The following is a 14,864-nucleotide window of genomic DNA, read 5'->3' on the forward strand; positions in this document are numbered from 1 at the left end:
TCAGGCCGCCTTTTCGTTCACAAAAACCTGCGCTTGCCTCTGCATCGCCTTCATGACTTCGGCGGACGGACCGAACTGCTTCACACGGCCGGTCTCGAGGACAAGAATCTTGTCGACGTGCGCAATCAGCGCCGGGCGATGCGTGACCACGATGGACGTGATGCCCTCGCTCTTAAGCCCGGCCAATGCTTGGGCCAGCGCGATTTCTCCAAGACCGTCGAGGTTGGAATTGGGTTCATCGAGGATGATCAGCTTCGGATTGCCGTACAGTGCCCGGGCCAGGGCGATGCGCTGCCGCTGTCCCGGCGAGAGCCGGGCGCCCTGCTCGCCGACTTGGGTGTCATAGCCATTGGGCAGGCCGAGTATCAGCTCATGCACGTTGGCCCGTACGGCGGCTGCCACGACCGCATCCGACCTGAGCTCGCCCAGGCGGGCGATGTTGTCGGCGACGGTGCCGTCGAACAGCTCGACATCTTGTGGCACGTAGCCGATCCAGGGACCGAGTTCGGCCCGCGGCCAGGAAGCGACATCGGCACCGTCCAGGCGCACCGTGCCAGCGTTGGGCCGCCAGATACCGGTCAGAAGGCGGGCCAGGGTCGACTTGCCGCCGGCGCTGGGCCCAATAATGGCAAGCGCTTCGCCGGCGGCAAGGCGGAATGCGACATTGCCCAGTATGACGCGCTCCGTTCCAGGTGCCCGGAACGACAGGCCATCCACCGCCAACTCGCCGCGCGGAGCGGGCATGGTCAGGTGGGAATCATTCTTTGGAAAATCGCGCGAGAGTTCGCCTAGCCGCGCATAGGCCGCGCGCGCCTCGACCAGCAAGCGCCAGTTGCCCACCAGCTGTTCGATCGGCTGGATTGCTTTACCCAGCAGCACCGTAGTTGCAATCATTACGCCGGCGGATGCCTGCTGCGTCAGCACCAGATAGGCGCCGAGGCCCATCATCCCGACCTGTATCGTCTGGCGCGTGAAACGTGTCAGCGCATTGAAGCTTGCGCCCTTGCCGTTCGCCTTGCTCTGGGAACGCGTGACTTCCGCCTGGAAGTGCCGCCAGCGGGCCAGCAGATTTTCCGTCATGCCGAGCGCCTGCAGCACTTCGGCATTGCGCATCGAGCTTTCCACATAATGACCCACCCGGCGCGACTCCTTTTGCAGGCCTTCCATCTCTGCACGGCTGATACGGTCATTGAGCCAGGCGAGTAGCAGCATGGCCAGTCCGCAAAACGCGGCGCCGATCCCCAACACAGGATGGAACAGCCAGATCACCACAATATAAATAGGCGCCCATGGTGCATCGAACAAGGCGGTCAGGCCATTGCCGGCAAACACGGCGCGCAGCGCGGCGACGTCGCGCAAGCCGTCAGTGCGGCCGCCGTGGAGCGAGCGGGCGGCCCCGGCGACGATGGTCTGCAGCACGGGTGGCGACAACCGTTCCTCGACCAGATTGCCCAGCGTGTTCTGCAGGCGATGTCTAATGTAATCCATCAGAAGCAGAATGCCGAGCGCAATGCCGGTTCCCCCCATCAGTACCAGTAGCGTTTCATGGCTATTACTGGGAATGACCCGGTCGAATACCTGCAGCGTAAAAATGGCAGGAATCAGAAAAAGAAGGTTGATAACCAGTGAAAACGCCGCAATGCATAACAATAGCGGACGCAATTCATCCCATAACTTTTTCATCCTGCTCCCCTTTTAATTCTGTGTCCAGGCTTAAGCCGCCAGCGTGCGACCTGATCCACAGTGCAAAACTTTTCAAACCAATGGCTTTACAATTCGCATTGTCCTATTGGTATTCACCGGTTGTCGCTCTTGGAAACTAGGCGGCGTTTTTCTCTACGAGCGGCTTGCTCGATTCACGTTGTTCAATTACCCGCAATGCGAGAGTCAACCGGTCACCGATTGAAAGCTTGCGGAATATTTCCGACAAATGCGCTTTCACGGTTCGCTCGGTAATTGCCAGGGAATTGGCGATTTGCTTATTGGATTTGCCACGGCCTACCAGCGTAGCGATCTCGCGTTCGCGCGGCGTCAGTGCTAGCAAGGAACGCAACGAAAGCGCTTTGGCGCCAGGATCGGGGGGCGTGTTTACACGCATTCCGTCGAGCAGGCGCGAGACAAGGGACCGGCGCAACCAAAGCTGGCCGCAATCGACCGCGGCGAAAGCACCTGCAATCTTGTCGATATCGCTATCAATATTGCAAATCCCTCGCGCTCCTGCAAGAAACATGCGCAGTTCCATTTCTTCCGGCACGTCGCTGCCCAGCACGATGATCTTTGCTGTAACGTTCAACCGATGCAGTTCGAGTAAGTCGGCGGGGCCATCGAATCCCGGCAATGCGATGTCGATGAAGATGATGTTCAACTGCAGTCTGACGATGAGATGCGCGACGGATTCGTAGCTGGCCGTGGTCAGCACCGGGCCATATGCTTGCACTCCCTGATTGCATCGGGCGCGCAATTCCGGACAGGCAGTCGCAATCAAGTTCATCAATTCTCCCCTTGATAGTACAGGTGCGTCTTTACTGAGCATTACTCGTATTGTGAAATTATGGATGCGCTTTTCTTAACGAACCAATGGCGTTCCGGTTTTTAGTATGGCGTCTTTATTTGATTAAATATAACAGAAGAAAAATACAAAATGACAACTTTTTTTGGCGATTGAAAAATATTTAAAGCGGGATTTTTGATTTGCTTAAGACGCAGGTAAATTTCCCCTGTTCGACTGTCGTGTCGGTATGGCGGCCAGTCTTTCCGCGCTTAAAATTGATGCGACCGGATTGACCGAATCAGGCTGACGGAACTGCTGGAACGATGCGAAATTCCACCCAGACACATAGTTTCTTTAAAGCAAGTAAGGTATTTTATAAAAATACTCTGCGATGGGGTAGCTTGACGACATGAAGAACCGATGCGCCGAGAATGAACCAAAGCGCAAGCTTTGGCGGCTGCAGCAGTTTTTTTCATGTCCATCGGCGCCGGTGTCACGGACAAACTTAAAGTGAACATGAAAACAAATTCAGTGGATAAGACATTGCGACGTCCACGCAAGGTGCGCACGATGGGTTGCCGGCATGTGGATAGCGATCGTGGTGAAGTCGCCCTGACAACTGTTGCGAGGATGGCCAGCTACCCGCTACCCGCTACCCGCGATGCATGAACTCGACCACGGCCGTCGTCATGCGCGCTTCCAGCACTTGCCCGACCAGCGCATGGGGTACGCTGTAGCGATGACGTCCGACTTCGACGTGATAGTCGATATGCACCTTGACGCTCTTGAAGTATGCCATCTCATAGCACTGCAATAGCAGCGGCTGCAAGGCCGGTGCGTTAAGCTCCATGAAGCTGCTTGCTCGGCTGCGGGCAGCTTCTGGAATGACTTCTCGTCGAGCCGTGTCAGCTCGGCGCAATGGCCGCATTGACTTCATGCACGCTGTCAAACTGCTAACAGCGCAGGCGCATTATGATACGGCGTTCGACAAACTGCACCGCCGATTCCACCTTGGTTTTATCCTGTGGATGGTACGGACGTGCTAGCAAGATCGAGATGCCGTAATGGCGTGCGAAGTCGAGCACGATGTCGGCTCCTCGCTTCGGTCAACGGCAGCATTCGACCCAGGCTGTGTAAAAACGGAAGGCAAAGAGATAGATGGGCTGGCGGCAAGGGGCGGTTGTGGATCTGACTGGCTTTGTGGGAATGGAAGGAACGGCATGGCTGCCTGGTCGGGAAGGACATGTCGGGCGAACAGCCAAGGATAATCGCCTGTTTGTCGAGGCGGTGCTGTACCGCTACCGGGCAGGCATTCCCTGGCGCGATTTACCGGAGCGGTTCGGGGATTTCCGGGTGATCCATACCCGGCACTCCCGCTGGAGCAAAAGCGGCGTGTGGCAACGCATATTCGAGGCGCTGGCGGCCGACGCCGACAATGAATACGCCATGATCGATTCGACCATCGTGCGTGCGCATCAACATAGCGCAGGCGCGAAAAAAGGGGGGCCGAAGCTGAAGCGATCGGGCGCAGCCGCGGTGGGCTGAGCACGAAAATCCACGCTACTGTCGATGCGCTGGGCAACCCGACGGGGTTTCATCTGACGCCGGGGCAGGCGCATGATTTGGACGGCGCCGATGCCTTATTACCCGACACGCCAGCAGCCACGATCATTGCCGACAAAGCTTACGATGCCCAGGAACGGGTCATCGATCCGTTGCTCGATGCTGGCAAAAACGTCGTGATTCCGCCCAAGCGCTGCCGCAAGCAGCCGCGCGACTATGACAAGCATCTGTACCGGGCACGTCACCTGATCGAGCAATTCTTCGCCAAGCTTAAACAATATCGCAGCATTGCCACCCGCTACGACAAGACCGCCCGCAACTTCCTTGGTGCTATCCATCTCGCTGCCGCTGTAGTCTGGCTCAATTGATGACACGCCCTAGAGGTCAATACTTCACCAAGGCTGTTATTGCATCCTTGACAAGGAAGCAGTTTAACATGGGGTCCACTACTGACTGAGTCGACAAACTGCATTACAGCGAACATCTGCTTTTCTCCAATTTAGCCGGCCTTGTCGTGTCTTGGGCTCAACGCCAGCTTCTAATGTTTAGGGCCTGAAATGCAATAACGCCTGCCGCTCCGCCCTGCATGTCTGCTAAGTGCGAGGAAGGAGTCGGCCGCATTTATGGACGAAAAGACCGGTACTGGCCGGCTGCCGCCGGTGCGGAAGGACCGTACCCGACCCAAAGCAGTCCTTTCACACATCATATTGACAGACTGCTTAAAAGCGCAGAGCAGCCGTCATAATTGACGTTGCCTCAATTGACGTTGCCTCAAAAAAATTCATTTGCACGCTTTTTCATTGGTTACGCAATCAACAGAACCGGGGGCGCTTGGCAGCTTTGTGTTAAGCAATGTTCTGCCGGTTGGAAAGCACCGTCTCATACGTCATCAACCGGATCGCCGCTTGATCTTCTGAATCCAGACTCTCAAATTGCAGGCCATATGAAAAAGTATCCCGGTCGTCAAAGCGAGCTGCTGGATTGCGCTTGGCGCTACGCACGACCGCTTTCGCCCGTACGACGTGCTCTACATCATCGGACTGAACAGCAAACGAAAGTTGGACTTTGTTACCGACCGAGATTAGGTCTTCGGAAGCGATCCGTGCGCCGGACAGACTTAAATCGACAAGCGTTGCCTGATTGCTTGCCTTACTGCCTGTGAGGTCTTTATATTCGATTTCAGCGGGCGCACTCACTTTGATGCGTAGTTCCGCACGAAGCGCTGAACTATGCATTGCTTGCGGATATTCAAGATGCATGTAATAGAGGGGGCTGAGCAAGGTACGTATCACGATTGAAGGGAAGCTGTGAATCGTTGTCCCCGTGAATGCACGCACGAGGACCTGTTCTCCATCATTAAGGATGAATGGCGTATTACGCACCATGGGGCATTTCACCATCAAGAACTCACCCTTGACGAACCCGATCAACGAAGAAAAATGCTCTACCGTTCCAGTATCACGCTGGGTACGCAACTGTACTCTCATTCCTACATTAAAGTTTTCAAATGCGGAATCGAGCATTGCGGCGTCCGCCCCTTTTACCATTCTCATGTTTAAAAAACCCAATTTTTCTATCAAGAAATTATGCATTAGTTTTAATATTTAGAACACCCCATTTTTTAGTAATCAGCCTCGAAAAGCTGAAGTCATACGGCTCCATTTTCCTCATACTTCACCGAAATTTCTCCGATTAGCGTTAATCAGTTCGCGCAGAAGCGGCTGAACATAGGCGACCCAACAGAAAGTGTACGAATTGATACTTGCTCGTTGAAGCGCGAGGCGTATATATTCAATGTCATTCTTGTCGGAACAAATGGGCAATGCTGTCACGACATTGGTCGTATTGGGCGACAGCATGGTGCCAATTTACGGAAATTGGAGGGCAAAGAAGCAACGCATGTCATGCAGAGCGTGCTGGCGTCTGGCCTCGGAATGAAATTGCATCAGCAAAAACTGACTCACACCGATGCGTAGGCAGCAACTTGATTTTGACCTGCCCGCTGGATAGAGCGCTTTCAATGTCCGCTCTCCGGCATGTTTTAGCCAGTTGACAAGTAAAGCATGAAAGACCGGTATTGGCCGATCTCGGAAGTTCGCACTCGTCTGGATTCGGCGGCTACTCACATGCCGACCTCAGTAAACCGCCGAATTCCTTTCTAAGGAGCGCCAGCTTCGGGTCGATATAGGTGGTGCAAAACGGGCCGCCGGCATTCTTTTCAGAATAGCGCTGAAAGCGCTCATCCGATGCTTTGAAAGTTTGAAAGGGCAGGATTAGGGTGACAAGAGGCGCATCGAATCCTGGCCCGACTTCTATCAGGATGCGTCGTGCAGCCTCGGCCTGGACCTCGTCCATCACATAAACCGCGCTGCGATACTTGCGCCGCATGGAGTGGTTCGACGTGCTTGAATGCGTCCGCAAATGAATCTCGATCAAGGATCCAAGTGAGATTTGGTCTGGTTGAAAGATGAGCAGCACGGCTTCGAAGAAATTGTCGTCGGGCGCGCCGGCCCGGATAAACCCCTGCTCCACGCGGATTACGCCGCGAACAGCAGCGAACACGGCTTCGGTGCACCAATGGCAGCCTCCACCAAAGCCGATTCTCTGCACCTCAGCAGACATCAACGATTCACCTTGCGAAGCTCCATAGGTCATGACGACACCCTCGCTTTCCCTTCGTGCGGGTGGAGCGTTCCAGATAGCTGAACGTGGAACACGGCTGCGCTATCGATGATCATCAGACCAAGCAGTTCGGAACCGAGTTGCTCTAATCGTTCTTCCACCCAATGCATGACACTCCTAAATGAACGGCAGTCCTTACGTTCGCTCTTGGCCGGCTGTTGCCCAAATCAGGAATTGCAGCACAAGTGGACGGTAGGCTTATCGCCCACACTGCAAAAAACGATTTCTCTGATCCAACGCTTTACGCCTTTCCAAGGAGCTTGGCTCCTTGAATTCTATCGCGCAGAGATCACTACGCCTGATACGCCGTGAGCATTACCTCAGCAGCTTCTTGACGAAGCGGAATGATACTTTGGTACGCAGGTGATGCTTCCCAGGTCTTGGCCGCTTCCATGCTTGGAAAGCGAATCACTACAATATCTGTGTGCGGATTTTCTTTGGCAAAATCGGACGCCTTCTTTCCTCGAAATACGACTTCGCCTTCCCAAGGTGCAATTGTGGCAGGAACCTGATTCCGATACTCCACCCATTTGCGTTCATCTTTAACACTGATTTGACCAACGACATATGCATTCGGCATGGCAGAACCTTCGTAGCAGTCCAAAGCCATCAAGCTTACTGCATCCGTCTGCTTTGGCCGACTGCTACCGAAGCGCAAAGACCGGACACGATCCAAAGCGGAAGTTCGCGGGCATGACTCGTGAAGGCTTAGCGGGCAACTACCTTGAAGGTTGGCTCATAGCTCAGGGGGAAATTGACAGATTGTGCAATGAAGCAAAAGGCATGGACTTTCTGGTGCAGTTCGGCGGCAAGTTCCAGATCCGTTCCTTCCTGCACTGAAATTGTTGGGCGGAGGACTGCAGCAAGAAACCGTCCCGCTCCGTTCGACAGCGTCTCTCCGTGGCCAACCGGGTCGTCACGGTAGCCTGTGACAACAATCCCGGCACTGCTTGCCAAGTGCAAGTACCAGAGCATGTGGCAGGCGGACAAAGCTGAAATCAGGAGATCTTCAGGATTCATCTTGGTTGGATCGCCGCCGAGCAGAGGATCGTTCGAACAATGAATTATGTCCTTGCCGGGCAACGCAATATCCCAAGTCCGGTCGTAGCCTTTATAAGCGCGGGTACCTTCACCACGGGTCCCAGTCCAGACAATCGACGAAACGAAATCGTGAAGCTTTGCCATGTCTTGTCCTTTCGGTTATGGCGCTGGTTCAGACAACGCTGACGTATGCAACCTATCCAAATTTCTGCTCAAGGCCGGTTATGCCCTACGCATTCGTTTCGTAGGAGCTAAAAGTCAACGTTTTTCCGAGGATTGCTCATGCAGCAAAGAACTACGTGCGGGGGTTCTTCGATTCAACGTCAGAAAGCATCTTGAACAACTCGTGATTATCGACCGGCTTGACAAAATGATGGGCAAACCCAGCATCCTTGGAAAGTTGGCGGTCTTGTGGCTGTCCATAGCCGGTTAGCGCAATATACGTCTTATTTCCTAAACCAGGTTGCCGGCGCAATGCCTTGACCAGTTCGTAACCCGTCATATCGGGCAAGCCGATATCGAGTATGAAAACATCGAACTCATGAAGGTTCGTTTTATTGAGTGTATCGTGCGCAGTCGGCGCCACCCTGACTTGATGGCCAACTGCCATCAGCAAAATCGCAATCGCGTTTGCCGCATCCACATTGTCGTCCACTACCAAGATTGAAAGATGTCCCGATTCCGCAGGACCACTCTCCGCCTCTTGACATGGAACGCCTGCTTGATGAAGTAACGGGATGGACACTTTGAAGGTACTTCCCTTACCGGGACCGCCGCTGACTGCCTGAACTTCGCCCTCATGGAGCGTGACGATGGCTTTCACAAGCGCCAAACCAATGCCAAGGCCACCTTGTCCGCGATCTAAGCCACGCTTGCCCTGCGTGAAGAGATCGAACACATGGGGCAAGAGCGCTTCATCGATACCGCTGCCATTGTCCGATACGATAATTTTTGCGTCACTATCGTCTGCCTGGACCCTCAACGTAATTTCACCGTGAGGCGGTGTGAACTTTGCCGCATTGGTTAATAGATTGGCGGCAACCTGTACTAGGCGTGTGCGATCTCCATTCACAACGGTATGATCGGCGTCGATGCGCGTCGTTAGCGTGTGCTTTCTTGCTTCGATCACAGGCCTGACTTGTTCAACGGCGGCGTGTACGATCGTCTTGATATCGAGAGGCTCTACCTCCAAGCGAATCAGGCCGCGCGTTACCCTGGAAACGTCCATCAGGTCGTCGATCAGATGAGTGAAGTGCCCTATCTGGCGAGAAATGATTTCACTGACCTGCCGCACCTTGGCCGGATCATTGCCAGCCATGCGCAGAACCGCTGTGGCGGCACTGACCGGCGCCAATGGATTGCGCAGTTCGTGCGCCAGCATTGCAAGAAACTCGTCTTTAGAGCGGTTCAATCGCTCCGCCTCTGCCCGTGCGGCGCGCTCGCTAGTCAGGAGCGCCTGGCGCTCTTCTGCGGCTTTTTGTGCCAAGTCATATAGCCTTGCGTTGTCGATGGCCATGGCGCCTTGGGCAGCAAGTCCAGTAATCAGGCGCTCACTGCGCTCAGTGAAGACTCCGACTTGAGAATGGCCGAAAAACAGTCCGCCGATGACTTCACCAGAACGAGAGACCACAGGGGCTGCCAGATAACTCCTGACTGGAAGATGTCCTTTCGGCATTCCAAAGTGCGGAGCCATTTTGCCGTAGCGCGGGTCTTTCGTAATGTCATCACTACGAATCGCCGGCTCACCGACAAACGTTGGTTTAAAAAGGGCGGTCGCACGGGGATGTCCGAACCGCTCAAAGGCTTCTCGCGGCGCCCCTGACAATGTGTACAACAGATAGGCGTCGCCACTGGCGTCTTTGCCGTTATAGAAGAAGGCGCCAAACTCGGCACCCGTCAGGGCGCGGCCCGTGTCCGTGACTGTTTGCAGCAAGGTGTTCAGGTCCAAAGTTTCAGCCAGTGCCTGCCCGGACTGGTTGAGAAGCTCAAGAATGCGCGTCTCATCTTGCAGTGCCTGTTCTGTAAGTTTACGTTTGGTGATGTCTGCGATGATTGCCAAAACCGAGTTTGGTCGACCTTCCACCTTGCGAATCAGGCTGACGGTTGTGCTCACCCAGACGGGTCTTCCATCAGGTTGGAGGTAGCGCTTTTCGATCTCAAATGGCTGGCCATCCTTGAGAAGCTTTTTAAAAGCAGCTTCACTTCTGGGCAGGTCATCGGGATGGGTCAGATCGTGGATGTTGACGCCCAAGACAGCCTCCCGCGGACGCCCGAGAATTTCGCAAAGGCGTTCATTCACCCGAATAAGCCGTCCTTGAAGATCGCGCTCGGCAATGCCTGCCGACGTTTGTTCGAACAAAGCACTCAAGTGCTCCTCGCTTTGACGCAAAGCCAGTGTCGAGCGCTTTTGTGCCGTCACGTCGCGGAAGAAAATCACCAGTCCTACCGCTTTCAATAACGAAATCCGCATCTCTAACCAGCTTTCGTTTGGCTGGCAAACCTGATGGTTGATTTCAAAGATCGTCGCAGTCCCAGTGTCTGCAACTTCCTTACAAGCAGCCGCAACTTTGTAGCCGATATCGTCGTTCCATATCTCGGTAAAACTTTTACCGACGACATCAACTGCTGGACGCTGCAGGATGCGCACGCCTTCTGCATTCAGATTAGCGATGCGCCCGTCATGCTCAATGAGTATGAAACCTTCGCCCATCTGGTTGAGGATATAGTCACTCTGGTCGCGCTCGGTTTGAAGCCGCTGCCGGGTAATCGCGTTGTCCATGGCGACCCAAGTGCGGTCGACCACATCTTTCGCGGCCTGAATATCTTCCGCCGCCCAAAGATAGGCTTCACGCTTTATGACGTTGATGTTGAAGAGGAGACGCTTGTCCTTCAATATCGGCATGATCAAGATGGACCTGATGCCAAGTGCAAGATAGCGGTCTGCAAAATCACGCGTGCGTGGATCGGTTGTTAGATCGTTGGAAACAAAGGCCTTGCCTGTGCGCAGCGTGGTAAGTAGTGCAGGACTGAATGCGTCTATCTTGCCGCTCTGCGGTAACACTGGAGCGCTTGGTTCAAACCAACCACATTGGGTATGAAAAATACCCGCAGCATCGTCGATTTCGGCGTACCAGCAACCCGAAGCACTAAGATGGTTTCCCAGCATTTCGACAGCGGTCGCCACGACCTCGTCCGACGTGGTCAATGGATGTAACGTATCAGCCAAGTTCAGTTGGAACTGGCGCAGCGTTCTATCTTTAACAATCCTGGTAGTCTCGACAACCGTACAATACATGCCGGCGATGACACCATGATCATCATGGAGAGGGGAACAGGAAAATGTGAACCACCCCTGCTCGGAGTTTCCGGCACGCTCAACGACGAGAGGTAAGTCCTCGAAATAGCGCGATTCACCTTGGAGAGCCGAATCAACGATGGGACTGAGCTCAGTCCAAATCTCGGGCCAGATGTCTTGGAATCGGGCGCCGAGCGCATGCGGATGCTTGCTTCCCAGGATTTCTGCATACGCGTCGTTATAGAGAAACCCTAACTCCGGCCCCCATGCCACGCACATCGGAAACTTCGAGGTGAGGATTAGTCTGACGACAGACTGCAACGACAACGGCCAAGAGTTTGGATGGCCAAGTACGGAATTTGACCAATCTGTCTTGCGTGAAAGAGCTGCAACTTTGCTGCTACCTAGAAAATTCCATGCCATATCCACATTGATACTGCCTAGAAAGTTAAGCTTACAAGAAAACTTGCCATTCTATGGCACATACCCACGTGGCTGTATTTCTTGATGCTAACCAACTTGATGATTGTCATCAATGGGACAGGTTGAACAGCTCAGATTTTGCGTCGAATTTTAACAAGTAGTTACACAAAATGGTGGCATGAACAGGTAAATTGACGTTAGCCATCTTTGCAGTCAGGACCCTCATCCCTAATGCTGTGGCAAGCCATGCAGTATAGTTTCGCTAACGTTACCAACGCTAAGCGTAATTCCGATGTCACTATGCGACTCTGAGGACGGGTTTCCTCAAGATTCACTCCTCACCCTTGCTTTCCATACTTCGCCGATCGGGAAGGCCTTGTTCACGTTGGCTGGTACTTGGCTGTACGCTAACGAAGCCTTTCTGAAGCTTTTAGGCCTTTCGAAAGAAAAGCTTTCGGGCATGAGCCTCCAGCAAATCTTGCGAGGCAATGCTTCGGATGTCAACTTGCTGCAAGAGGTATCAACAAGCCTTCAGACATCATGCCGCATCGGAGCGCTGCATATCAGGGAAGACCGAGCGGCAGTGTGGGTCGACGTACTTGTCACGCTAGCACGCGACAGCGGCGGCACTCCCACTTCCCTTGTTGTTGAGGTAATCCATACCACAGAGGAAACGGACCGGCGGTCGTACCAAGATCTCTTCTTTAACTTATCGCCGGAGCTACTCGCCATCGCGGACCGGCGCGGCTTCTTTGTGGAAGTATCGCCTGCTTGGACAGATTTACTCGGATGGAGCCGTTCAGAACTGACGTCCATACAGTACATCGAGTTCGTCCACCCTGACGACAGGCTAAGAACACTCGCGGAAGCGAAGAACCTCCATGAACACAATTCTATTATTGGATTCCGCAACCGCTATCGGCACAAAGATGGACGCTATCGCTGGCTAGAGTGGGGCGTTCCGAAACTCCTGGATGATCACAGTTTTTGCATCGCGCGGGATGTGACTCATGGGGTGGAAGCGGAAGCAGCGCGTACGCTGCAAGAAGACAAGATTCGGCTTCTGATTGAGAACGGTAGCGATGCCTTCATCGGAATGAGCCAGGATGGCAAAATCACCGAATGGAATCGTCAAGCGGAATACATGCTGGGGTGGACAGCACAAGAAGCGCTTGGCGCAGAAATGTCGACCTTGATTGCCCCGGTACGTTACCGAGCGCAGCACGACCAAGGTATTTCCCGGTTCCTCACTACAGGAAAGGCACATATCGTCAACAAGCGCGTTGAGCTACCTGTCCTGACAAAAAGCGGGAGTGAACTGCTCGTCGAGATGACGGTAGGTGCCATTAAGCATGGTGATGGTTATTACTTCGCCACCTTCATGCGCGACATTTCCCATCAAAAGGCAGTGGAGGCACAGCTTCATTATCAGGCGACAAGGGATTTCCTGACTGCCCTGCCCAATCGCTATGAATTCATGAGCCGTTTGGAAGCCGCCATCTGCCGTGAGGCCAGAACAGGGAAAGACCAGCATGTGGTACTGCTGTTTATCGATCTGGACGGCTTCAAAGAGGTGAACGATCGGCTGGGACATAATGCCGGTGACGAAGTGCTACGTACATTTGCGCAAAGGCTGCAGCATCTTGTGCGCGATGGAATTGACACGGTCGCGCGTCTCGCCGGCGATGAGTTCGTGATTCTTTTGGAAGACGTGTCATTTGAAAGGGCTGAGCAGGTAGCTCGGGCCGCGTTATCCGCCGGCTCGGATGAGTTTCTAGCGGTACAAGGGGAATGCGCGTTAAGTGCGTCCATTGGTGTGGTATTTCACACGCTTTCGGAAACTGGGGAACAGCTTCTGTCGCGAGCCGACGCAGTCATGTATGCGTCTAAGAAAGCAGGGAAGAACAGAGCCATTCTCGATTCTGGGGACCGCAAGCTGGAATTGTCCAGAGTGTAGACCAGGAATCCAACGCCAAATGGCAGGTTACTGCGCTTAACCGACTGTAGCGTCTTATGCAGTCGGTGCCCGCTTTTCGCCCTGAGTCACTCGTCAAGCGGTATTTACGGTTTCAGCAGTTGAGACGACCAACGGAGACGCGTGCTTTTTCAGTGCATCAAGGTATATCGTTTCGTCGTATGGCTTGCGCGTCTTCCAGGTCTTCTAGGCTTTGTAGAGAATCCTGATCCACTTGAACGCCAACGCACGAACGGCCACGCCATGGGAGCATCCTTTTTTGCGCTGTTGCCAGTAAAAATCGCCGGCCCAGGACGAGCGTGAGATAGTTGATCCAGCCCATTCCACAAAGGTTTGTCTCAGGAACGTCGAGCAGGCGATGCGCCAATGTACCCAGCATCGGTTTCCACTGCGCTCGACGACCGGTGCGATGCCGGCATACCGCTGCACTTCAGAAGCACTGGCAAATCGATCACGGTCTTCACCGAAGGCCACTGCCAGGCGTGGCGTCTGGATCTGCCCGGCTCCGGGGAAGGAGGTGAACAACCAGTAATCTGGCAGGGTGCGTGATATCGCATCGATTTCTTCATCATACCGTTCGCTCGCTTTGATGAGCACCCGTAGCTGGGCCACTAACGTTTCAACGACCATCTGTGCAGGCCGGATCACAGCCTGATCCTCCGTTAGTGGTCTGGCCGAACGAATGCTCTCGATGCGTGCTGTGACGACATGCGGACGTCGACAGTTATGTTCATGGAAGAACGATTCGAGCGTAGTGACTCGTGCACGTCGGACTTGCGCCAATGTAGGCCACCGATCCAGGAAGTCACAGAACATCCTGGTATTGCGGTGTTCGAACCAGTCCAGCGCCTGCGGATAGTAAAGCTTAAGGGTGCTGACCAAGCGATTGCTAGTACGCGTGATACTGTTGATCAGCTGGCGCCGCTCCTCGACCAGCGAAGCAAGCATGCGCATGGCTGGGCTTTGAGGCTTGAGTGGTTGCAAGCGTTCCGGATGGCGCCGAAGCAAGTCCAGTGAAGCATGGGCATCGGATGGGTCATCCTTGGCGCTACTGGGAACAAAGGCCTTGCGGTAACCCGCCAGCGTTGCTGCATGAACCGGGAAGAGGACCAGGAATTCGTACCGTTGTAATGCGTAGACCAGTGGGCCTTGGCCGTCTCCAGGCAAATGGCGATCGGGCCACCAAAGCGTTCATGCAAGCCCTGAGCCCATTTCTCGATCGCTTGAGGCTTGTGTTCTATAACACCAAATTCCACAGCGGTGGAACCTGCCCCCTGCAGGCAGAAATCATGTTTGCGGTCAGCCCAATCGATGCCGATATAGGCGGTAAAAAGTGCAGTTGTAGCTGAAGCCATGGTCGCCTCCATCACAGTGAAGATGCAATGGCAGGCATG

General features: G+C 54.1%; 9 protein-coding genes and 2 pseudogenes. 2 read left to right on the forward strand and 9 right to left on the reverse strand.

Annotated features, from left to right (window positions below; translation table 11 throughout):
• The 3 genes and pseudogenes from ABC383_RS10495 to ABC383_RS10505 form a co-directional block, all read right to left on the reverse strand.
• Window positions 1-1,683: a type I secretion system permease/ATPase gene (locus tag ABC383_RS10495; protein WP_413013760.1), complete on the reverse strand. Its 1,683-nt coding sequence runs from the start codon at window positions 1,681-1,683 to the stop codon at window positions 1-3.
• 136 nt (window positions 1,684-1,819) lie between these two features.
• Window positions 1,820-2,491 (reverse strand): response regulator transcription factor, encoded by a 672-nt coding sequence (locus tag ABC383_RS10500; RefSeq protein ID WP_413013762.1) that lies wholly within the window; start codon window positions 2,489-2,491, stop codon window positions 1,820-1,822.
• Window positions 2,492-3,022: 531 nt separating this feature from the next.
• Window positions 3,023-3,591: pseudogene (locus tag ABC383_RS10505) on the reverse strand (Mu transposase domain-containing protein); the annotation flags it as partial.
• 106 nt (window positions 3,592-3,697) lie between these two features.
• Here ABC383_RS10505 and ABC383_RS10510 point away from each other — a divergent pair.
• A protein-coding gene (locus tag ABC383_RS10510; RefSeq protein WP_413016300.1) for an IS5 family transposase occupies window positions 3,698-4,422 on the forward strand; the annotation gives its coding sequence in 2 pieces (ribosomal slippage) (window positions 3,698-3,986 and window positions 3,986-4,422; 726 coding nt in all).
• Between the two features lie 477 nt (window positions 4,423-4,899).
• Here the strand turns inward: ABC383_RS10510 and ABC383_RS10515 are convergent.
• The 5 genes from ABC383_RS10515 to ABC383_RS10535 all read right to left on the reverse strand — a co-directional run bounded on the left by ABC383_RS10515 (window position 4,900) and on the right by ABC383_RS10535 (window position 11,495).
• The gene (locus ABC383_RS10515; protein WP_413013764.1) at window positions 4,900-5,634 is read right to left on the reverse strand and encodes a flagellar brake protein; all 735 of its coding nucleotides are present in this window, start codon (window positions 5,632-5,634) and stop codon (window positions 4,900-4,902) included.
• 538 nt (window positions 5,635-6,172) lie between these two features.
• Window positions 6,173-6,709: a peptide-methionine (S)-S-oxide reductase gene (locus tag ABC383_RS10520; RefSeq protein WP_413013766.1), complete on the reverse strand. Its 537-nt coding sequence runs from the start codon at window positions 6,707-6,709 to the stop codon at window positions 6,173-6,175.
• A 319-nt stretch (window positions 6,710-7,028) separates the two neighbouring features.
• On the reverse strand, window positions 7,029-7,346 hold the full coding sequence (locus ABC383_RS10525) for a DUF1330 domain-containing protein (protein ID WP_413016301.1): 318 nt from the start codon (window positions 7,344-7,346) through the stop codon (window positions 7,029-7,031).
• 98 nt (window positions 7,347-7,444) lie between these two features.
• The gene (locus ABC383_RS10530; protein WP_413013768.1) at window positions 7,445-7,921 is read right to left on the reverse strand and encodes an OsmC family protein; all 477 of its coding nucleotides are present in this window, start codon (window positions 7,919-7,921) and stop codon (window positions 7,445-7,447) included.
• A 151-nt stretch (window positions 7,922-8,072) separates the two neighbouring features.
• Window positions 8,073-11,495 carry a PAS domain-containing protein gene (locus tag ABC383_RS10535; protein ID WP_413013770.1) on the reverse strand — a complete coding sequence of 1,141 codons (3,423 nt, stop codon included), beginning with the start codon at window positions 11,493-11,495 and terminating at the stop codon, window positions 8,073-8,075.
• 292 nt (window positions 11,496-11,787) lie between these two features.
• Between ABC383_RS10535 and ABC383_RS10540 the strand changes: the two genes are divergently transcribed.
• Window positions 11,788-13,452, forward strand: a complete 1,665-nt coding sequence (locus tag ABC383_RS10540; protein ID WP_413013772.1) for a sensor domain-containing protein — start codon at window positions 11,788-11,790, stop codon at window positions 13,450-13,452.
• Between the two features lie 93 nt (window positions 13,453-13,545).
• Here the strand turns inward: ABC383_RS10540 and ABC383_RS10545 are convergent.
• Window positions 13,546-14,825: pseudogene (locus ABC383_RS10545) on the reverse strand (IS110 family RNA-guided transposase).
• Window positions 14,826-14,864 lie beyond the last annotated feature (39 nt).

It is taken from the genome of Noviherbaspirillum phoenicis, assembly GCF_047237965.1.
Classification (GTDB): domain Bacteria; phylum Pseudomonadota; class Gammaproteobacteria; order Burkholderiales; family Burkholderiaceae_D; genus Noviherbaspirillum_A.